This window comes from Pseudomonas sp. R19M, from assembly GCF_050312585.1.
In the GTDB taxonomy this organism is placed as follows: Bacteria; Pseudomonadota; Gammaproteobacteria; order Pseudomonadales; family Pseudomonadaceae; genus Aquipseudomonas; species Aquipseudomonas palleroniana.
This window is the reverse complement of sequence record NZ_JBNPJV010000081.1, coordinates 1-19910: the sequence shown is the minus strand read 5'-3', so window position 1 is coordinate 19910 and position 19910 is coordinate 1. Positions and strand designations below refer to the sequence as shown.

The 19910-nt window shown below is 61.8% G+C and carries 16 protein-coding genes and 1 tRNA gene; 2 read left to right on the top strand and 15 right to left on the bottom strand.

Annotation, left to right across the window (positions count from 1 at the left end):
• Positions 1–49: 49 nt before the first annotated feature.
• The 9 genes from ACQRBT_RS18130 to leuC all read right to left on the bottom strand — a co-directional run bounded on the left by ACQRBT_RS18130 (position 50) and on the right by leuC (position 10986).
• On the bottom strand, positions 50–682 hold the full coding sequence (locus ACQRBT_RS18130; protein WP_412046335.1) for a phosphoribosylanthranilate isomerase: 633 nt from the start codon (positions 680–682) through the stop codon (positions 50–52).
• Between the two features lie 63 nt (positions 683–745).
• The gene (gene truA, locus ACQRBT_RS18125; protein ID WP_060755784.1) at positions 746–1570 is read right to left on the bottom strand and encodes a tRNA pseudouridine(38-40) synthase TruA; all 825 of its coding nucleotides are present in this window, start codon (positions 1568–1570) and stop codon (positions 746–748) included.
• 148 nt (positions 1571–1718) lie between these two features.
• A complete protein-coding gene (locus tag ACQRBT_RS18120) occupies positions 1719–4283 on the bottom strand; it encodes a FimV/HubP family polar landmark protein (protein WP_412046336.1) in 2565 nt (854 codons plus the stop codon).
• Between the two features lie 162 nt (positions 4284–4445).
• Positions 4446–5456, bottom strand: coding sequence for an aspartate-semialdehyde dehydrogenase (locus tag ACQRBT_RS18115; protein WP_412046337.1), 1011 nt, complete (start codon positions 5454–5456; stop codon positions 4446–4448).
• A gap of 239 nt (positions 5457–5695) precedes the next feature.
• The gene (gene asd, locus ACQRBT_RS18110) at positions 5696–6808 is read right to left on the bottom strand and encodes an aspartate-semialdehyde dehydrogenase (protein WP_025856452.1); all 1113 of its coding nucleotides are present in this window, start codon (positions 6806–6808) and stop codon (positions 5696–5698) included.
• A gap of 64 nt (positions 6809–6872) precedes the next feature.
• Positions 6873–7955: a 3-isopropylmalate dehydrogenase gene (leuB, locus tag ACQRBT_RS18105; RefSeq protein ID WP_060755787.1), complete on the bottom strand. Its 1083-nt coding sequence runs from the start codon at positions 7953–7955 to the stop codon at positions 6873–6875.
• Positions 7956–8008: 53 nt separating this feature from the next.
• The gene (locus ACQRBT_RS18100) at positions 8009–8773 is read right to left on the bottom strand and encodes a class I SAM-dependent methyltransferase (protein WP_411984991.1); all 765 of its coding nucleotides are present in this window, start codon (positions 8771–8773) and stop codon (positions 8009–8011) included.
• Positions 8774–8912: 139 nt separating this feature from the next.
• Positions 8913–9557 (bottom strand): 3-isopropylmalate dehydratase small subunit, encoded by a 645-nt coding sequence (gene leuD, locus ACQRBT_RS18095; protein ID WP_060755789.1) that lies wholly within the window; start codon positions 9555–9557, stop codon positions 8913–8915.
• Positions 9558–9567: 10 nt separating this feature from the next.
• Positions 9568–10986 carry a 3-isopropylmalate dehydratase large subunit gene (gene leuC, locus ACQRBT_RS18090; RefSeq protein ID WP_060755790.1) on the bottom strand — a complete coding sequence of 473 codons (1419 nt, stop codon included), beginning with the start codon at positions 10984–10986 and terminating at the stop codon, positions 9568–9570.
• Positions 10987–11133: 147 nt separating this feature from the next.
• On the opposite strand from leuC, the gene ACQRBT_RS18085 reads away from it, so the two are divergent.
• Both ACQRBT_RS18085 and ACQRBT_RS18080 read left to right on the top strand, forming a co-directional pair.
• Positions 11134–12024 (top strand): LysR family transcriptional regulator, encoded by an 891-nt coding sequence (locus tag ACQRBT_RS18085; protein ID WP_412046338.1) that lies wholly within the window; start codon positions 11134–11136, stop codon positions 12022–12024.
• Between the two features lie 66 nt (positions 12025–12090).
• Entirely contained in the window at positions 12091–15369 is a 3279-nt protein-coding gene (locus ACQRBT_RS18080) for an EAL domain-containing protein (RefSeq protein WP_412046339.1), read from the top strand.
• A 12-nt stretch (positions 15370–15381) separates the two neighbouring features.
• Here ACQRBT_RS18080 and ACQRBT_RS18075 read toward each other — a convergent pair whose 3' ends face one another.
• The 6 genes from ACQRBT_RS18075 to ACQRBT_RS18050 all read right to left on the bottom strand — a co-directional run bounded on the left by ACQRBT_RS18075 (position 15382) and on the right by ACQRBT_RS18050 (position 19909).
• On the bottom strand, positions 15382–16551 hold the full coding sequence (locus tag ACQRBT_RS18075) for a hypothetical protein (RefSeq protein ID WP_412046340.1): 1170 nt from the start codon (positions 16549–16551) through the stop codon (positions 15382–15384).
• 214 nt (positions 16552–16765) lie between these two features.
• The gene (locus tag ACQRBT_RS18070; RefSeq protein ID WP_104994333.1) at positions 16766–17728 is read right to left on the bottom strand and encodes a tRNA dihydrouridine synthase; all 963 of its coding nucleotides are present in this window, start codon (positions 17726–17728) and stop codon (positions 16766–16768) included.
• 55 nt (positions 17729–17783) lie between these two features.
• Positions 17784–18218, bottom strand: a complete 435-nt coding sequence (locus tag ACQRBT_RS18065) for an acyl-CoA thioesterase (protein WP_060755795.1) — start codon at positions 18216–18218, stop codon at positions 17784–17786.
• Between the two features lie 39 nt (positions 18219–18257).
• Entirely contained in the window at positions 18258–19091 is an 834-nt protein-coding gene (locus ACQRBT_RS18060; RefSeq protein ID WP_060755796.1) for an alpha/beta fold hydrolase, read from the bottom strand.
• A 20-nt stretch (positions 19092–19111) separates the two neighbouring features.
• Positions 19112–19651 (bottom strand): TetR/AcrR family transcriptional regulator, encoded by a 540-nt coding sequence (locus ACQRBT_RS18055; RefSeq protein ID WP_060755797.1) that lies wholly within the window; start codon positions 19649–19651, stop codon positions 19112–19114.
• Between the two features lie 182 nt (positions 19652–19833).
• Positions 19834–19909: transfer RNA gene (locus tag ACQRBT_RS18050), tRNA-Glu, on the bottom strand.
• Between the last annotated feature and the right edge of the window lies 1 nt (position 19910).

The following is a 19910-nucleotide window of genomic DNA, read 5'->3' as shown; positions in this document are numbered from 1 at the left end:
GGGCTGTTTTACACAGTGGTAGTTATGGACGGCGGCAGACTGCCAGCCGTCACATCCCGCCACTGCTGTTGCGCACAGCCTGCATGAATGCGCGAATCTTGCTGTGATCCTTGATGCCCTTGCCCTGCTCCACGCCGCCACTGACATCCACGGCATAGGGCCGAACCTGCTCGATTGCCGCCCCGACATTCGCGGGATTGAGCCCTCCGGCCAGGATAATCGGCTTGCTCAGCCCTTCAGGAATCAGCGACCAGTCGAATGCTTCACCGGTCCCGCCGGGCACGCCTTCAACATAGGTGTCCAGGAGAATCCCGCGCGCGCCGATATAGGCGGCACACGCAGCTGCGATGTCATCCCCGGCCTTGACGCGCAGCGCCTTGATATAAGGGCGCTGGTAGCTCTCGCATTCGTCCGGGCTTTCGTCACCGTGAAACTGCAGCATGTCCAGCGGCACGGCATCCAGGGTCTCGTTGAGTTCGCAACGGCTGGCGTTGACGAACAACCCCACCGTGGTCACAAATGGCGGCAGCGCAGCGATGATCGCCCGCGCCTGCAGTATATTCACTGCCCTCGGGCTCTTGGCGTAAAACACAAAACCGATGGCATCGGCCCCCGCCTCGACTGCCGCCAGCGCGTCTTCTATGCGGGTAATCCCGCAAATCTTGCTGCGAACGGCTGACATGTCGTGGAAACCTCAGGGTTGGACCGAGAAAGTCCCGGATGTTAACAAAAGCTTTTCCGGGCGTCAGCCGCCAAGTTCGCTGAAGCCTGTGAGGAAGTGCGGCCCGATGAAACGCTCCGGCAGTTCGAACTCGTCACGGTACTCGACCCCCACCAGGTACAGGCCGAACGGATGCGCGGTTACCCCTCCGGTGCGACGAATACGACTGTCCAGCACTTCCTTGGCCCACTCCACCGGGCGCTCACCGGCACCAATGGTCATCAGCACGCCGGCAATGTTGCGCACCATATGGTGCAGAAAGGCGCCGGCACGGATATCCAGCACGATCATCTTGCCGTGCCGCGTCACCCGCAGGTGATGGACTTCCTTGATCGGCGACTTGGCCTGGCACTGCCCCGCCCGGAAAGCGCTGAAATCATGCACGCCGACCAGATGTTGCGCGGCCTCGGCCATACGCTCGGTATCGAGCGGGCGATGGTTCCAGGTAATTTCTTCGTTGAGGTGCGCCGGGCGGATCTGATCGTTGTAGATCACATAACGGTAGCGCCGAGCGATGGCCTTGAAGCGCGCATGGAAGTGCGCAGGCATGACCTTGGCCCAACTGACACTGATGTCATGGGGCAAATTGATATTGGCGCCCATTACCCACGCCTTCATCGAGCGCTCGGCCTGGGTGTCGAAGTGCACCACCTGGCCGCAAGCGTGTACACCGGCGTCGGTACGCCCGGCGCACATCAGCGACACCGGCGAGTCGGCAACCTTCGACAAAGCGTTTTCCAAGGTTTCCTGCACGGTCAGCACACCGGAGGCCTGGCGCTGCCAGCCGCGATAACGCGAACCTTTGTATTCCACGCCCAGGGCGATGCGATGAAAGCCTGCGGCCGCCATTTCGGCGGCCGCGTTATCTATATTTGCCAAGAACTGAGAGCCCGATGAGTTGCGCAAAGGCCGCCATTATAAGGAAGCAGGCCCGCGCCAGGCGCTTTTTTTGCGATCAAGGAACGAGTGCCTTCAGCCGCAAAAGCCAGCGATCGGATCAGGCCAGTCGCCCGAGCATTTCCTTGGCTTCACCGCGTTGGGCTTCATCACCTTCGGTGAGCACTTCGGACAGAATGTCCCGTGCGCCGTCCGCATCGCCCATGTCGATATATGCCTGGGCCAAGTCCAGCTTGGTCGCGACCTCGTTGGTGCCGGAGAGGAAGTCATACTCAGGCTCATCACTGCCCAAAGCCGCATCCTGCTCCGTGAAGGACGGCTCGATCGGCGGATGCTCCAGGGTCTGGGACAGGCGATCAAGCTCGGCGTTGACGTCGCCCAGCTCAGTTGCAAAGGCATCGGGCTTGGTCGCCGCAGCGCCAGCAGGTTCATTCTCCAGGGACAGGTCGAAGTCTTCCGGCAGCTCGAAATCGTCCAATGCGCCGGCCGTGAGGGTCGGCGGCTCGACCGCCGGCACGTCCTTCATGGAGTCTTCAAGGCCGGAAAGGAAATCTTCATCGGCCTGCGAGGCTGGCGGATCAAGCTGCAGATCCAGGTCGAAGTCCGACAGATCGTCCGCACTGCTCTTGGCTTCAGTCTGCTGTTGCAGCAGCGCCTCGAACGTCTGTTGATCAGCCTTGACCTCGGCCGGCGATGCCGCTTCCAGGTCGTCCAGGCTCAAGTCAAAATCCGTGTCGAACGGCTCTGGCTCGGGAGCTGGGGTTGGCTTGTCTTCCAGCAGATCCTTGACGTACTGGGCATCCAGGGCCGCCGCCGCGACGGCAGCACTGACGCCCGCCGCCAGCACGGCCATGGCCGGGAAGCGGCTCTTGAGCTGCTCGACCTGGGCGTGGTTTTGACCATTGGCCACCAGTTGACGCTCTTGGGTGACGAAACCGTCCTTGTCGCCCTGCAGGCCGTAGACTTCCATCAGTTTCAAACGCAGATCGCTGCGCTTGGGCTCATGCTTGATCGCCTGCTCCAGTATGTCGGCGGCCTGGTTCAGATGGCCGCGATCGATATGGGATTGGGCCTGGGCCAACGCATCGCTGGAGTTTTCCGGGGCTACGGCCACGGCCAGCGGGGCCAGCACGGACGCCACCGTCGGCGCGACAGCGGGCTCAACCACGTGGGCTGGGGCTGGGGCTGGAGCCAGCTTGACGCTCGGCGGTGGTACTTCCAGACCTTCAAAGCTGTCAGGCGGCAGGTCCTGGTCGATATTCGAGGCGAACACCGGCTCTTCCGCCAAGGCCCGCGCCATGCGCAGGTGCTTTTCTTCTTCGCGCCGGGCATTGCGATGACGCGCCCACAGCAGCAGGAGCAGCAACACCAGCAAACCCGCCGCCCCCCCTATTACGCCAAGCACAATCGGGTTGGTCAGCAGTTCGTTGAACGGTCCATCGGCGCTGGCGGGGGCCGCGCCAGGCTTGCTGGCTTCAGGCTTGGCCGCTTCAGGCGCCGGGGTCACGCTGGCCACGGGCGCCACAGGCTGCGCCGGAGCAGCGGCGGGCTCGCCGGGCAACTGTGCCGAGATTGCCGCCGGCGCAGGCGCGGCCGGGTCAGCCTTTTCAGCCTGCAAACGCGCCAATTGATCATTTTTCAGTTGAATCAGCTTTTGCAGCTTGTCCAACTGGCTTTGCAGGTCCGCCGCACGGCTTTTCAGCTCGGCGTTGTCACGGCGGGTGGTATCCAGTTCTTCCTGGGTCATCGCCAGCTTGTCGCTCAGGCCGCGATTGTCACCCGCTTTACCCTTGGCACCTTTTTTCGCGGACTCGGCCGAGACCAGGCTCAAGTTGTCCTTGCCTGTGGTGCTCGATGGCGCGTTGCCCGCCTGGGTGCGCTTGGTGGCGTCCAGCTGGGGCTTGCCGGTGGCTTGACGGCTCGCGGTACGACGCCCCTCCCGCCACGCCGCGTTTTGCGCACGCACTTCTGCGATGGCTTTGGGTTGCGGCAGGCTGGTCGCTTGCACACGATCAGGCAGGCGCAGGACCTGGCCGGTTTTCAGGCGGTTGATATTGCCATCGATAAAGGCATCGGGGTTGAGCGCCTGGATCGCCAGCATCGTTTGCTGGACCGACGCGCCATTGCGGCTCTTCTCGGCGATTTCCCACAAAGTGTCGCGGGACGTGGTCGTGTATTGGGCCGGCTTGCTGGCAGCGGGCGCAGCGCCTGCCGGTGCGCTCAAGCGCGGGGCGGGTGCACTGGCGACAGGCGCCGGCTGATCAAACTTGGCCGGGTCGAGCAGCACACTGTAGTCACGCATCAAGCGGCCGTTAGGCCATTGCACCTGCAACAGGAAACGGATATAGGAGTCCGGCAGCGGCTTGCTGGACGTGACACGCACGACACTGCGACCGCTAGGGTTGACCACCGGGGTGAACGTCAGGTCATCGAGAAACGCCTGGCGATCCACGCCGGCATCCACAAACGCCTGGGACGACGCCAGGCTCGGCGTAATCTCGGAAGCCGTGAGGCCACCGACATCGAGCAATTCGATTTCCACCGACAACGGCTGGTTCAACTTCGACTTGAGGGTCATCTCCCCAAGCTGCAGCGCCTGCGCCATACCGGAGGACAGCGCCGAGGCGGCCGCTATTGCTAACACCAGTTTGCGAACTTGAACCATAGCCTCATCCTTTGTTTTGAACACTCCCCGGCCTGCGAGAAGGTTGGTAACCGCTGCCATAAGGCATGGCGAGCCGATAGGTCACCGACGCACTTCTATTGCGCTTCGGGCCAAGCATAGCGCTTAGTTAGAATCAATCTACAAATTGCCGCCAAGTATCTTTTACACAAGGCGTTTTATCAACAACTGCGCCAGCTGTACGGCGTTGAGGGCCGAGCCCTTGCGTACGTTATCTGACGTCAGCCACAGATTTAGTTCCGCAGGGTCGTCCACGCCTGCGCGAACTCGTCCTACGTACACCACATCCTGGCCGACTGCATCGCCCACCGCCGTTGGGTAGTCACCCTCCTCCACCAACTCGATTCCAGACGCTGCGTCCAGTACACGGTTGATAGTGGCCAGGTCGACCGGCGCGCCCAGCTGCAACGACACAGTCAGGCTATCGCCAAAAAACACCGGGGCTTGAACGCAGGTTGCGGAAATCTTCAGCAAAGGGGTTTCCAGTACCGCTCGCAGCTCGTGTACGAGGCGTTTCTCCAGAGCGGTATGACCTTGGGTATCCGGGGTGCCGACTTGCGCCAACAGGTTGAAGGCCATTTGCCGATCAAAAAACTGCGGCTCCAGCGGACGCACATTCAGCAGCTCGGCGGTCTGCCGGGCCAACTCGCTGACGGCCTCGCGCCCCAGGGCAGATACGGCCAGACTGGCGGTAACGCTGACGCGCTGAATGTCCAGCACGTCGCGCAACGGTGCGAGCACTACGGCCAGGTTCGTCGCCGACGGGCTCGGGCTGCCGAGCTGGAAGGGCTTTTTCAAACCCTCCAGGACATGCGCATTCGCTTGCGGCACGACTTGAGGCGCCTGATCGGCCAGCAAGGCCCCGGACAGGTCGATCACCGCACAGCCTGCCGCCGTGGCGCGCGGAGCGAAACTCAGGGTGACGGCCGGGCCGGCCGCAAAGAACGCCAGCTGCGCCTTGTTGAAGTCGAACTCATCGACCTCCCTGACCCGCACGTTCTTGCCGCGAAACGGTACCGATGCGCCGGCGGAGTTGCTGCCCGCCAGCAGATACAGGGTGCCCACCGGAAAATCCAGTTCCTCGAGAATCTGCACCAAGGCTTCACCGACGATGCCGGTGGCGCCGATCACGGCGATTTCAAAGGTCTGGGTCATGGGGGCTGCCTCGGGCATTGCGGGGGGAGCGGCACTTTACCGGGTGGCTTGGGGTGAGGCAATTAAACTGGGGGTTGCGGTGTGGCTGATGGCCCTATCGGGGGCAAGCCCCCTCCCACAGTGAGTGTGCTCACCCATCAAAATTGTAGGAGGGGGCTTGCTCCCGATAAGGCCCGCAAGAACCATAAAAAAACCCCGCGACTGTCACCAGCGCGGGGTTCTTCAACAGCAGCAAACGATCAACGTTCGAGCAGGATCCGCAGCATGCGACGCAGCGGTTCAGCCGCGCCCCACAGGAGTTGGTCGCCGACGGTGAACGCGCCGAGGAACTGGCTGCCCATGTTCAGCTTGCGCAAACGCCCCACCGGTACATTCAGGGTGCCGGTCACCTTGGTCGGGCTCAGCTCCTGCATGCTGATATCGCGGTTGTTCGGCACCAGCTTGACCCATGGGTTGTGCTGGCTGATCAGCGCTTCGATATCGGCGATCGGCACGTCTTTGTTCAGCTTGATGGTCAGCGCCTGGCTGTGGCAACGCATGGCGCCGATGCGCACGCAGATGCCATCCACCGGGATCGGGCTCTTGAAGCGACCCAGGATCTTGTTGGTTTCGGCCTGGGCCTTCCACTCTTCACGGCTCTGGCCGTTCGGCAGTTCCTTGTCGATCCACGGGATCAGGCTACCAGCCAGCGGCACGCCGAAATTCTCGGTCGGGTAGGCATCGCTGCGCATGGCTTCGGCCACGCGACGGTCAATGTCGAGAATCGCACTGGCAGGGTCTGCCAGTTGATCGGCGACCGCAGCGTGGGTGGCACCCATCTGCTTGATCAGTTCACGCATGTTCTGCGCGCCGGCACCGGAGGCCGCCTGATAGGTCATGGCGCTCATCCACTCGACCAGGCCCGCTTCGAACAAGCCACCCAGGCCCATCAGCATCAGGCTGACGGTGCAGTTGCCGCCGACGTAGTTCTTGGTGCCGGCATCCAGTTGCTGGTCGATGACCTTGCGGTTCACCGGATCCAGGATGATCACGGCGTCGTCCTGCATGCGCAGGCTCGACGCGGCGTCGATCCAGTAACCCTGCCAGCCGGCTTCGCGCAGCTTGGGGAAGACTTCGCTGGTGTAGTCGCCGCCTTGGCAGGTCAAAATCACGTCGAGGGTCTTCAGCTCTTCAATGCTGTAGGCGTCCTTGAGCGGGGCAATATCCTTGCCCACGGACGGCCCTTGGCCACCCACGTTCGACGTGGTGAAAAACACCGGCTCAATAAGATCGAAATCCTGCTCTTCCAGCATCCGCTGCATGAGCACGGAACCGACCATACCGCGCCAACCGATCAGACCTACACGTTTCATCGCAACTACACCTTGTTAAAAAGTGGGCCGCCTTGCAGCAACAACTGCAAGTGGGCCCGAGAGATTACAGATTCCGCAGCGCGGCGACTACTGCGTCGCCCATTTCTTGCGTGCCGACCTTGGTGCAACCCTGCGACCAGATGTCGCCGGTACGCAAGCCCTGATCCAGCACCAGGCTCACGGCTTTCTCGATTGCGTCTGCCGCATCAGCCAGGTTGAAGCTGTAACGCAGCATCATCGACACCGACAAAATGGTTGCCAGCGGGTTGGCAATGCCCTGGCCCGCGATGTCCGGCGCCGAACCGTGGCACGGCTCGTACATGCCCTTGTTATGGGTGTCCAGGGACGCCGACGGCAGCATGCCGATGGAGCCGGTGAGCATCGACGCCTGGTCGGACAGAATGTCGCCGAACAGGTTGTCGGTGACGATCACGTCGAACTGCTTGGGTGCGCGCACCAGCTGCATGGCGGCGTTGTCGACGTACATGTGGCTCAGCTCGACATCCGGGTAGTCCTTGGCCACTTCTTCGACGATCTCACGCCACAACTGGCTGGACGCCAGGACGTTGGCCTTGTCCACCGAGCAGACCTTCTTGCCGCGCACGCGGGCCATGTCGAAGCCGACGCGGGCGATACGGCGGATTTCGCTCTCGCTGTACGGCAGCGTGTCGTAGGCCTGGCGCTCACCATTGTCCAGTTCGCGCACGCCGCGTGGCGAGCCAAAGTAGATACCGCCAGTCAGCTCACGCACGATCAGAATATCCAGGCCCGATACCACTTCCGGCTTCAGGCTCGACGCATCGGCCAGTTGTGGGTAGAGGATCGCCGGGCGCAGGTTGCCGAACAGGCCCAGTTGCGCGCGGATTTTCAGCAGGCCGCGCTCAGGGCGGATGTCACGCTCGATCTTGTCCCACTTCGGGCCACCGACGGCGCCGAGCAACACGGCGTCGGCAGCGCGAGCACGCTCCAGGGTCTCGTCAGCCAGCGGCACGCCGTGCTTGTCGATGGCGGCACCGCCGATCACGTCGTGGCTCAATTCGAAGCCCAGGCTGTACTTGGTGTTGGCCAGTTCCAGAACCTTGACCGCTTCGGCCATGATTTCCGGACCAATACCGTCGCCAGGGAGAATCAGAATCTGCTTGCTCATGGGTTCCTCATTTCATCAAGCGACCCGCCCGCAGGCAGGTCGGGGAAAATTGATCAGCGTTCGGCCCACACCACCAGCACATCGGTGCTGAAGGTGCCGTCGGCTTGAATTTCGAAGTAATCGCGCACTTCCTGGCCCATCGCCTGTTGCAGCTCAAGGATCGCGGCGCGCAAGGCCTGCGGCGTGCGCATGCGCTCGACCCAGGAGGTGTATTCCAGTTGCAGGCGCTGGCGACTGCTGTTGCGTACATGCAAACCGGCTTCGCTGAGCTGGCGCATCCATTCGGCGGCGGAGTAATCGCGCACGTGGCTGGTGTCGCGCAGCACTTCGACGGTTTGCAGGTAAGTGTCCAACAGCGGGCTGCCCGGTGACAAGACGTCGACAAACGCCGCCACGCCGCCCGGCTTGAGCACCCGACGCACTTCACGCAGGGCCAGGCCCAGGTCGCTCCAGTGGTGCGCCGAGTAACGACTGAACACGAAGTCGAACTCGCCGTCGGCAAACGGCAAGCGTTCAGCGGCGCCGTGTACGGTACGGATATTGGCCAGGCCCCGGTCTTTCGCAGCGGCGGCGACCACCTCGAGCATCGGCTGGGACAGGTCGTAGGCCACCACTTCCTGGACCAGCGGCGCCACGTTGAAGCTCACATGACCGGCGCCACACCCCAGGTCCAGCAGGCGTGCACTGCCCTGCCCGGCCAGTTCGGCCTGCAGCAGCGCGAACTCGGTGCCTTGGGCGTGCACGGCACTGCTCAGGTAGGCCGAGGCTTGCTCGCCGAATTGTTTTTGCACGACTTGGGTGTGGGCGGTGGTGGTCATGGGGGGTTCCTCAATGGACCTTGGGGTGTTGGTTCTGGCCTCATCGGGAGCAAGCCCCCTCCCACATTTTGTTTTGTGAACACCTTCAAAATGTGGGAGGGGGCTTGCTCCCGATGCCGGCGGTCCTGCCTACATCCATTTACGCGTCGCGAAACAACCAAGGCTGGCTGGCCCGGTGCCTGGCCTCAAACGCTGCAATCGCGTCGCCGTCCTGCAAGGTCAGGCCGATGTCATCCAGGCCGTTGAGCAGGCAATGCTTGCGGAAGGCATCGACTTCGAAGTGGTAAACCTTGCCATCCGGACGGGTCACGGTTTGCGCGGCCAGGTCGACGGTCAGCTGGTAGCCCTCCTCGGCCTCCACCTGCTTGAACAGCTCATCCACTTCGGCATCGCTCAAGATGATCGGCAACAGGCCGTTCTTGAAGCTGTTGTTGAAGAAGATGTCGGCGTAACTCGGCGCGATAATGCTGCGAAAGCCGTATTCTTCCAGGGCCCAAGGCGCGTGTTCACGGCTGGAGCCGCAACCGAAGTTTTCCCGGGCCAACAACACGCTGGCGCCTTGGTAGCGCTGGGCGTTGAGCACGAAATCCTTGTTCAGCGGGCGCTTGGAGTTGTCCTGGTAGGCGTAGCCCACGTCCAGGTAGCGCCACTCGTCGAACAGGTTGGGGCCGAAGCCGGTACGCTTGATCGACTTCAGGAACTGCTTGGGGATGATCTGGTCAGTGTCGACGTTGGCACGATCCAAAGGGGCGACAAGGCCGGTGTGTTGGGTAAAAGCACGCATCGGGTATTCCTCAGATCAATTCGCGAACGTCGATGAAACGACCGTTGACGGCGGCCGCAGCAGCCATGGCCGGGCTGACCAGGTGGGTACGCCCACCGGCGCCCTGACGCCCTTCGAAGTTACGGTTGGAGGTCGACGCGCAATGCTCGCCCGACTCCAGGCGGTCCGGGTTCATCGCCAGGCACATGGAGCACCCCGGCTCACGCCATTCAAAACCGGCTTCGAGGAAAATCTTGTCCAGGCCTTCCGCCTCGGCTTGCGCTTTGACCAGGCCCGAGCCCGGCACCACGATGGCCTGCTTGATGGTCGAGGCCACTTTGCGGCCCTTGGCGATCACGGCCGCAGCACGCAGGTCTTCGATCCGCGAATTGGTGCAGGAGCCAATGAACACACGGTCCAACTGGATATCGGTGATCGCCTGGTTGGCCTGCAAGCCCATGTACTTCAACGCGCGCTCGATGGAGCCACGCTTGACCAGGTCGGTTTCCTTGGCCGGGTCCGGCACGTTCTGGTCGACGGCCAGCACCATTTCCGGCGAGGTACCCCAGCTGACTTGCGGCTTGATCTGGGCCGCATCGAGCTCGACCACAGTGTCGAACACCGCATCGGCGTCGGAGACCAGGTCTTTCCAGGCTTCGACAGCGGCATCCCAATCGGCACCTTGCGGAGCGAATGGACGGCCTTTTACGTATTCAACGGTCTTTTCGTCCGCTGCCACCATGCCCACGCGGGCACCGGCTTCGATGGACATGTTGCAGATGGTCATGCGGCCTTCGATGGACAGATCACGAATGGCGCTGCCGGCGAACTCGATGGCATGGCCGTTACCGCCGGCGGTGCCGATCTTGCCGATCACGGCCAGTACGATGTCCTTGGCGGTCACGCCGAACGGCAGCTTACCTTCGACCCGCACCAGCATGTTCTTCATTTTCTTGGCGACCAGGCACTGGGTGGCGAACACATGCTCCACCTCGGAAGTGCCGATGCCATGGGCCAGAGCGCCGAAGGCACCGTGGGTGGAAGTGTGGGAGTCGCCGCAGACCACGGTCATGCCGGGCAAGGTGGCACCCTGCTCCGGGCCGATCACATGCACGATGCCTTGACGCACGTCATTCATCTTGAATTCGGTGATGCCATATTCGTCGCAATAGTCGTCGAGGGTCTGCACCTGCAAACGCGAGACCTGGTCGGCAATAGCGTCGATACCGCCCTTGCGCTCGGGGGTGGTCGGCACGTTGTGATCCGGGGTGGCAATGATGGAATCGACGCGCCAAGGCTTGCGCCCGGCCAGTCGCAGGCCTTCGAACGCTTGGGGCGAGGTCACTTCATGGATGATGTGACGGTCGATATAGATCAGCGACGAGCCATCGTCGCGCCGTTTCACTTCATGGGAATCCCAAAGCTTGTCGTAAAGCGTTTTGCCGGCCATCAGTCGGTCCTCATCAGCGGTCTTTCTATGCCCCGGGTCTTGAGACATTCAATAACCCTTTGGCTTGTGAGGCTGATGGTATGGCGCTACATTAAATAACTCAAATTCATATTTTTTATGCTTTGGATTACCAACTGGAATACATAAATGGACTTGGCCAACCTCAATGCCTTTATTGCCATCGCCGAAACCGGCAGTTTCTCCGGCGCCGGTGAACGCCTGCACCTGACGCAACCGGCCATCAGCAAACGTATCGCCGGGCTGGAACAACAATTGAAGGTGCGCCTGTTCGATCGCCTGGGCCGCGAAGTGGGTTTGACCGAAGCCGGGCGGGCCTTGCTGCCGCGCGCTTATCAGATTCTCAACGTACTGGATGATACGCGTCGCGCCCTCACCAACCTGACCGGCGAGGTGAGCGGACGGCTGACCCTGGCCACCAGCCATCATATTGGCCTGCACCGTTTGCCGCCGATCCTGCGCACGTTCACCCGTGAATATCCCAATGTCGCGCTGGATATCCAGTTTCTCGATTCAGAAGTGGCCTACGAAGAAATCCTGCATGGCCGTGCCGAAGTGGCGGTGATCACCCTGGCGCCCGACCCGCACCACGTGGTCAAGGCCACGCCGGTGTGGGATGACCCGCTGGATTTTGTGGTGGCGCCGGAGCACAGCCTCATCAGTAACGGCAGGGTCAACCTGGCCGACATCGCCCGCCACCCGGCCGTCTTTCCCGGCGGCAATACCTTTACCCACCATATCGTCAGCCGCCTGTTCGAGGCCCAGGGCCTGACGCCGAACATCGCGATGAGCACTAACTACCTGGAAACTATCAAGATGATGGTCTCCATCGGCCTGGCCTGGAGCGTGCTGCCACGGACTATGCTGGATGATCAGGTGGCAAGTATCGCTTTACCGGGCGTACAACTCAGTCGCCAGCTAGGCTATATCGTGCACACCGAAAGGACGCTGTCGAACGCTGCGCGGGCTTTCATGAGCCTATTGGATGCACAGGTCGATCTGCCAGGGATACCGGCATGAAACCGTGCGGCCTCAAGGCCTGAACCAAACCGCGCCGAACGCCCATTGAGCCAAGGCCCTCGAATAATGCGCAACCCCGTCGATTCCGTGCCACCCCTGCCCCGCATCTACGCCTTGGACCCCAAGGACGCCGAGCAAAGCTGGGACAGTGCGCCCCAACTGCTGGCAGCGCTCAACGCGGCGCGGCTGGGTGCGTGGTGCTGGGAGATCGACACCGGCCGCATCAGTTGGTCGCGGGGCACCCAGGCGCTGTTCGGCTTTGACCCCAGGCAACCGCTGCCCCAGGACCTGGATTACCTGGACCTGCTTGCACCGTCCGATCGCACCCGGGTGATACGGGCCTTCCATGCCGTGGTGGCGGGCGAGCCATTCGAGCAGGCCATGCATCACCGTATCCAGTGGCCGGACGGCAGCCTGCACTGGCTGGAAATCAGCGGCAGCCTGGCCCCGGACAAAACCGGCCGACGCCGAATGATCGGGGTGATCCGCGAAATCACCCAACAGCGCGAGCGGGAAACCGCCCTGAGCCATTCCGAAAAACGTTTCGCCACGCTGTTTCACCTGTGCCCCAACATGGTCTTGTTGACCCGCCAGGCCGACGGGCTGATCAGCGAGGCCAACCAGTATTTCGAAATGCTGTTCGGCTGGCCGGTAGCCGATGCCATCGGCCGCACCACCCTGGAACTGGGCCTGTGGCGTGACCCGGAACAACGTGAAACGCTGGTCAAGGCTACCCAGCGCAAAGGTGAACAGATCACCATGGAAGTGCAGTTCTGCGCCAGCAACGGGCAGATCCATGACGGCACCCTCAGCGCGCAAAAGGTCGAGCTGGAGGGCGAGGCCTACCTGATCAGCACCTTTCTGGACACCACCGAACGCAAAAACGCCGAACAAGCGCTCAAGGACAGCCAGGAACGCCTTGACCTGGCGCTGGACTCGGCACAACTGGGCACCTGGGACTGGCACATCCCCAGCGGCATGCTCTACGGCTCGGCCCGCGCCGCCCAACTGCACGGCCTGCCGCCCAAGCCTTTTCACGAGTCTTTCGATGCGTTTTTTGAAGGAATGACCGATGAAGACCGCGAGGGCATGCGCAACGCCTACCGCAGCTTGCGCGAAGGTCCGGAAGGCAACTACCAGATGACCTATCGCGTGCTGATGGAGGACGGCAGCCCGCGCTACCTGGAAAGCCGCGCCCGTCTCTATCGCGATGAAGCCGGCAAGCCCCTGCGCATGGCCGGCACCTTGCTCGACATCACCGATCAGGTGGAACGCGAACAACGCCTGACGGTCTCCGAAGAAAAGTTTGCCAGCCTGTTCCAGGCCAGCCCCGACCCGATCTGTGTCACTTACCTGGACAGCGGCGCCTTTATCGAAATCAACCCGGCCTTTACCCAGACCTTTGGCTGGACCGCTGCCGAGGTGATCGACAGAAGCGCCGAACAGATCGGCCTGTGGGACGACTCCAGCAAGCGCTTGCAACGCATCGAACAGGTGATCCGCGAACAGTCGTTAAACAATGTGGCCATCGTGGTCCATCACAAAGATGGCCAAAGCCTGACCTGCATGATTTCCAGCCGGCTGATCACAGTCGGCGACCAACCCTGCATCGTCACCACCCTGCGTGACATCACCCAGCAGCAACGCTCGGAAGCCGCCCTCAAGGCCAGTGAGGAGAAGTTCGCCAAAGCCTTTCACTCCAGCCCCGACGCCATTTCCATCACCGAGCGCGATACCGGCCGCTACGTCGAGGTCAACGACGGTTTCTGCCGCCTGACCGGCTACCGCGCCGAAGAAGCCATCGGTTTGACGCTGTACCAGATCGGCATCTGGGCCGACGAAAACCAGCGCACGGCGTTGCTGGCCGAGCTGCAGATCAAAGGCCGTATTCATCACCTGGAAATGCTCTGGCACAACAAGCGTGGCGATTTACTGGCCGTGGAAGTCTCGGTCGAGCCCATCACCTTGAATGAAACCCCGTGCCTGCTGTTGACGGCCCGGGACGTGAGCCTGCTGAAAAACGCCCAGGCACAGATTCGTCACCTGGCCTATCACGACCCGCTGACCAACCTGCCCAATCGCGCACTGTTGATGGATCGCCTGAGCCAGCAGATCGCCCTGCTCAAGCGCCATAACCTGCGGGGCGCCTTGCTGTTCCTGGACCTTGATCACTTCAAGCACATCAACGACTCCCTCGGCCACCCTGTGGGCGACACCGTGTTGAAAATCGTCACGGCGCGCCTGGAAGCCAGCGTGCGCATGGAGGATACGGTGGCGCGCCTGGGCGGCGATGAGTTCGTGGTGCTGCTCAGTGGCCTGGACGGCACGCGAATGGAGGTCACCGCTCAGGTACAGGAGCTGGCCGATACCTTGCGCGAATTGCTTTCGGAGCCGATGTTCCTCGATGGCCACCGCTTGCAGGTCACGCCGAGCATCGGCGTGGCGCTGATTCCCGATCACGGCTCCACGCCGGCCGACCTGCTCAAGCGCGCCGACATTGCCCTGTATCGGGCCAAGGATTCGGGGCGCAATACCACCCAGATGTTCCATAACAGCATGCAAAAAACCGCCAGTGAACGCCAGCGCATGGAGACTGACCTGCGCCTGGCGCTGTCACGCGGCGAGTTCAGCATGCATTACCAACCCCAAGTGGATGCACGGGGCAATGTGCTTGTCGGCGCTGAAGCCCTGGTACGCTGGCAGCATCCACAACTAGGCGCACAGTCACCCAGCGAATTTATCAAGGTGCTGGAGGACAGCGGCCTGATCCTGGAGGTCGGCACCTGGATTCTCGATGAGGCGTGCGCCGCCTTTGCGCAGTTGATTGCCGAGGGCCTGATCGACCCGCTCAACTTCAGCCTGTGCGTCAACATCAGCCCTCGACAGTTTCGCCAGAACGACTTCGTTGAGCAGGTTGAGTACAGCCTCAGGCAACACCAACTGCCCTACAGCCTGCTGAAGCTGGAAATCACGGAAGGCATCGTGATCCAGAACCTGGACGACACCGTCGCCAAGATGCGTCGCCTGAAAAAACTCGGGATCAGTTTTGCGATGGACGACTTTGGCACCGGCTATTCATCGCTGACTTACCTCAAACGCTTGCCGGTGGATACGCTGAAGATCGATCAGTCCTTTGTGCGCGACGCAACCCATGACCCCAACGACGCGGAAATCATCCGCGCCATTGTGGCGATGGCGCGCAGCCTGAACCTGAAGGTGATTGCCGAAGGCGTGGAAACCCCGGAACAGCTGGCATTCCTGCAACTGCTGGGGTGTCACGTGTTCCAAGGGTATCTGCATAGCCGGCCGTTGCCGATCGACGAGTTCCGGCGGTTGCTGGAATGAGCCCGGCGCCTGTCAAACCAGCTTCAACGCACGGAACCCCGTGTTCATCCATTCGGACGAAGCCAGGTCATGTTTTTGCCCGTAAAAGTCGAGCACACCGTCAATGACGACCACCGAATGGTGACCGTCCGCCAGCGTGCCGATGGCGCCTTTGGCCAATTCACTCACATCACTTTCCCGTAGATAACCAAACAGCCCCAGTCGGCGCAGGGCCTGCCCTGGAAATTCGCCATCGTTGAGCGTCTCCAAGGCGGCTGCATAGCTCTGGCCGGCACGGAAATCGTTGTTCTTCAACTGCGCACGCTTGGCACTTACGGCGTACAGGAAGTTGGCGTCGTCGAGCAGACGCTGGTCACTACCGGCCAGCCCTGAGGCGGCGCTGGCTTGGTTGATCTCTTCATGGGTGAGCCGCAGGCTGAAACTATCGCGCATGACCACTTCATACCCCCCAGGAATGGCAGTGACCTGTCGGAAAATAGTTTGGGGGCTTTGTCCGAACCGCATCATTGCAGCCTTGATCGCCGACACCGTCACGCAATTACCCGGCGCCCCCTGGAAGAAGCCGCTCCACACATCTTTCGGTTTCTGGCCCGCCAACACCTTATGCGCTGCTGCACCCGTGCGGGGCTTGTCGGCAAACAACCTGTAACCATAACGGTCCCCCACCTGGCACGGGCGACCGTGGTCGTACCCCACCCCGCTCACCACCAGCGCACTGCCGAACTGTCGGGTGCCCATCACTGCCACTACCCCCTCGCCCATCATTTCGCTCGGCGGTACCGACTGGGACAGTCCATACACGCCCATGCCCTGCAAGCACCGCAGGGTGGTTTCGCCCTGGAGTGTCTTGGCCAGTGCAACCTCGAAACCGGGGTAATCGCCGACTTGCTGCTTGCGCTTCACAAACACCGCCAATGCGAAGTTGGCCGCCCTGACCGCCTCACTGTCATCACCGCTGAACCTGGATGCCTGCGCTGCCTGCCTCAGTTCATCCTGCGTGACATGAACCTTGAATTCATCCTTCATCGTGACGTCATAGCCGTTACCCGAAGGCGTCACTTGCTCGAACATATCGGCAGGCGTGGGGCCCAGTATCGCCATCATCAGCTGGATCACGGCGGCGTGGGTGCTGCCGTCGAAGTGCTCACCAAACCGCCGCTCGGCGACTTTGAAGGTGTTCACGACAGGCTGCGTCTTCCCGGCAGCCGGCCCAGTGCAGGACATCAATTGAGGATGGGCTGAAGAAACAGCGGGGTTTAGGCTTGAAGCATTCATGGGCCAGATTCCTGAGGTGTATGCCCTGATGTTCGTGGAGTGACGCGCTGTTCGGTTCCAACAGTTACGTTTCACCATAAAAAAGGGCGCCAATGGCGCCCTTGCTAGAGGTGTCTGCGCGTTACGCGGCCGCGGCAGGATGCGGCATGCCCAACAACCGGCTGATCGCCACCAGCTCCGTCTCGCGACGCATCGCGGTGAATAGTTCCACCGCTTGCGGATAATTGCGCGTCAACATTGCCAGCCACTGCTTCAAACGGCCTGGCGCCTGGCGCTCGGTCAGTTGCGCCACCGATTGGCTCCAGAAGTCCTGGAGCATGGGCTGCATCTGCGCCCAGGTCATTTCCACGACTTCTTCGCCGGCCCGCGCGGCGGCGATCTGCCGTGCCAAGTCTGGGCGTGCTACCAGGCCGCGGCCGAGCATGATGTCCTCGGCGCCACTGACTTCGCGACAACGCCGCCAGTCTTCCACGCTCCAGATATCGCCGTTGGCGAACACCGGCACCTTGACCACGTCCTGTACTCGCGGGATCCATTCCCAGTGGGCCGGTGGCTTGTAACCGTCGGTCTTGGTGCGCGCATGCACCACGATATGCGCCGCGCCACCTTCGGCCAGGGCCGTGGCGCAGACCAGCGCGCCGTCCGGGCTGTCGAAGCCCAGGCGCATCTTGGCGGTGACCGGGATATGTGCCGGAACCGCACGGCGTACGTGTTCGACGATCTGGTTGAGCAGCTCCGGTTCCTTGAGCAGCACCGCGCCGCCACGGGACTTGTTGACGGTCTTGGCCGGGCAGCCGAAGTTCAGGTCGATCACCTCGGAGCCCAGGTCGCACGCCAGGGCAGCGTTTTCCGCCAGGCAGACCGGGTCGGAGCCAAGCAATTGCACGCGCAACGGCACACCGGCCGCGGTGTGGGCACCGTGCAGCAGTTCCGGGGCAAGTTTATGGAAATAGGCAGGCGTGAGCAGGCGGTCGTTAACGCGGATGAACTCGGTCACGCACCAATCAATACCGCCCACGCGGGTCAATACGTCCCGCAGGATGTTGTCGACCAACCCCTCCATGGGCGCCAAAGCAATTTGCATGGGAAACACTCAACAAAAATCGTCGCGCAGTTTACTGGGTTTCCTGCGGCAACCGTTAACCCCCTGTCAGGGCGGGGCCATAACCTTCAAGAAACTCGACGGGCATGCGCTTGGGCTTGCCGCTGGACAGCTCGATACAGACAAAGGTGGTTTGCGCACGCAGCAGTGTCACGCCGTCGCGGGGGCGCACCAGTTGGAAACGACGGGTCATTTTCAGGCGCTGGTCCCAATCGACGATCCAGGTGGCCAGTTGAAGCTCGTCACCTTCATAACCCGCCGCCAGGTAATCGATCTCATGGCGGACCACGGCCATGGCACGATCCAGGCGACGGTACTCGGTGAGGTCCAGCCCCAGGCGCTGGGAATGACGCCAGGCGCAACGTTCCAACCAGGACACATACACCGCATTGTTGGCGTGCCCCAGGCCATCAATGTCCTCAGGGGCAACCTGCAGATCGATGATAAACGGCGTTGCCAAATCCCAGCCCATGCCTTGCTCCAGTCGATTAATGTCGGCGGGAGCAGTGTATCAGGCGGTTTGCCGTGCCTGTAGATGACAACCGGCGAGCAGGCTCAGTACGCCGTCGATCACTCGGGGATCGGCCAGCACTTTCTGGTGCCCCCCACTTTCCAGGCGCAACAGCCGGCTGTCGAACCACGCCTCGTGGATGGCCTGAGAAGCCCTGACCGGCACGAACGTATCGTCTTCGGCATGCACGATCAGACCCGGCATATTCATTTGGTAGTGAGCGACATCCAGGTGCTTGAGCGGCATGCCGAAGGCCCATTCGACCTCCTGGATAAAGGCTGAACGCGCCCGTGGCGGCAAACCGACCATGCCGGCGAACCCGCGCAGCACATCCAGGAAACGCGACGGCGCAGCGATACTGACCAACGCCTCGGTCCGCAGGCCCAATTGAACAGCCAGCATGGCACTGGCGCCGCCCATGGAATGGCCGATCACCGCATGCAGCGGTGGCAATTCGGCTGCGGCTTCCAGCATGGCGCGGGCGAACAGCAACACATGCGCTTCACGCCCCGGCGAACGTCCGTGGGCAGGCCCTTCCAGCGCGATGACCGAATACCCCTCGCGCACCAACGCCGTGATCAAGCTGGCGAACTGCGTGGGGCGCCCTTCCCAGCCGTGCATCAGCAAAACGGCGGGCCCTTGCCCCCATCGCAGCGCAGACAGGCCGAAACGCAACGTGATGCGCTCAGATTGGGCCAGCAGCGGCAGTTCCCAATCACGCGCGGGCAGGTCACGCGGGGTCATGAAGGTGCGACGCATCTTGCTTGCCACGGTGTGCGGCGCCAAGCGGCCGACAGTGCGGTTGAAGCCACGAACCCAGGTCAGTGCGCCCATGCTGGAACTCCTCTCCTTATTTAACGCACCGCCGACTTGGCTGCGCGTAACACACGGTCAGACAGCTCGCCCGGGCCCAGGGCACGCGCCAAGGCCAGGCCACCGATCATCAACGCCATGTCAGCCAGGGCTTTGTCGGTGTCTTCAGGACTGGCGGCCAGTTGCGCGGCCATCAGCTCCACGTGCTCATTCAGGGCATGGCGAAATTCGTCCGGCAGGCGGCTCATCTCACCGACGGTCGCCGGTATGGGGCACGCCTGGGCGGTGGAGTCGCGGTGTTTGCGCGACAGATAAAACGCCGCCACCAGACTTCTGCGCTCCTCACCCGTGAGCTGCGCATCCATATCGTCAATCGATGCACGCCGCCTCGCCAATAACTGGGTGAATGCCTCCAGCATCAGCGCGTCCTTGCTTTCAAAGTGCGCATAGAAACCGCCAACCGTAAGCCCGGCGGCGCCCATGACTTCACCCACACTAGGCTCGGCAGGGCCACGCTGGATCAATGCAGCGCTGGCAGCTTGCAGAATGCGTTCGCGGGTTTGCGCTTTTTTATCACTCATCGTTGCCTCCCTCTCTCATGGGTTGAATATTATTACCATAATAATATTGCGCAAGCGACAGGCATGACCGCTGGTCAGAAGAGAAGATTGAAATAAAGGAGAGAGTTGGCTGAACGCCAGACAAACAAAAGGGCCATTCAATAATTGAATGACCCTTTAAAATCCCGCATAGCGGGTAATCGTGGCGTCCCCTAGGGGACTCGAACCCCTGTTACCGCCGTGAAAGGGCGGTGTCCTAGGCCACTAGACGAAGGGGACA

What these genes read in the sequence shown, in the direction of transcription:
- ACQRBT_RS18130 (WP_412046335.1), bottom strand. Translation starts at nt 682, where the DNA reads ATGTCAGCCGTTCGCAGCAAGATTTGCGGGATTACCCGCATAGAAGAC.
- truA (WP_060755784.1), bottom strand. Translation starts at nt 1,570, where the DNA reads ATGGCGGCCGCAGGCTTTCATCGCATCGCCCTGGGCGTGGAATACAAA.
- ACQRBT_RS18120 (WP_412046336.1), bottom strand. Translation starts at nt 4,283, where the DNA reads ATGGTTCAAGTTCGCAAACTGGTGTTAGCAATAGCGGCCGCCTCGGCG.
- ACQRBT_RS18115 (WP_412046337.1), bottom strand. Translation starts at nt 5,456, where the DNA reads ATGACCCAGACCTTTGAAATCGCCGTGATCGGCGCCACCGGCATCGTC.
- asd (WP_025856452.1), bottom strand. Translation starts at nt 6,808, where the DNA reads ATGAAACGTGTAGGTCTGATCGGTTGGCGCGGTATGGTCGGTTCCGTG.
- leuB (WP_060755787.1), bottom strand. Translation starts at nt 7,955, where the DNA reads ATGAGCAAGCAGATTCTGATTCTCCCTGGCGACGGTATTGGTCCGGAA.
- ACQRBT_RS18100 (WP_411984991.1), bottom strand. Translation starts at nt 8,773, where the DNA reads ATGACCACCACCGCCCACACCCAAGTCGTGCAAAAACAATTCGGCGAG.
- leuD (WP_060755789.1), bottom strand. Translation starts at nt 9,557, where the DNA reads ATGCGTGCTTTTACCCAACACACCGGCCTTGTCGCCCCTTTGGATCGT.
- leuC (WP_060755790.1), bottom strand. Translation starts at nt 10,986, where the DNA reads ATGGCCGGCAAAACGCTTTACGACAAGCTTTGGGATTCCCATGAAGTG.
- ACQRBT_RS18085 (WP_412046338.1), top strand. Translation starts at nt 11,134, where the DNA reads ATGGACTTGGCCAACCTCAATGCCTTTATTGCCATCGCCGAAACCGGC.
- ACQRBT_RS18080 (WP_412046339.1), top strand. Translation starts at nt 12,091, where the DNA reads ATGCGCAACCCCGTCGATTCCGTGCCACCCCTGCCCCGCATCTACGCC.
- ACQRBT_RS18070 (WP_104994333.1), bottom strand. Translation starts at nt 17,728, where the DNA reads ATGCAAATTGCTTTGGCGCCCATGGAGGGGTTGGTCGACAACATCCTG.
- ACQRBT_RS18065 (WP_060755795.1), bottom strand. Translation starts at nt 18,218, where the DNA reads ATGGGCTGGGATTTGGCAACGCCGTTTATCATCGATCTGCAGGTTGCC.
- ACQRBT_RS18060 (WP_060755796.1), bottom strand. Translation starts at nt 19,091, where the DNA reads ATGGGCGCACTGACCTGGGTTCGTGGCTTCAACCGCACTGTCGGCCGC.
- ACQRBT_RS18055 (WP_060755797.1), bottom strand. Translation starts at nt 19,651, where the DNA reads ATGAGTGATAAAAAAGCGCAAACCCGCGAACGCATTCTGCAAGCTGCC.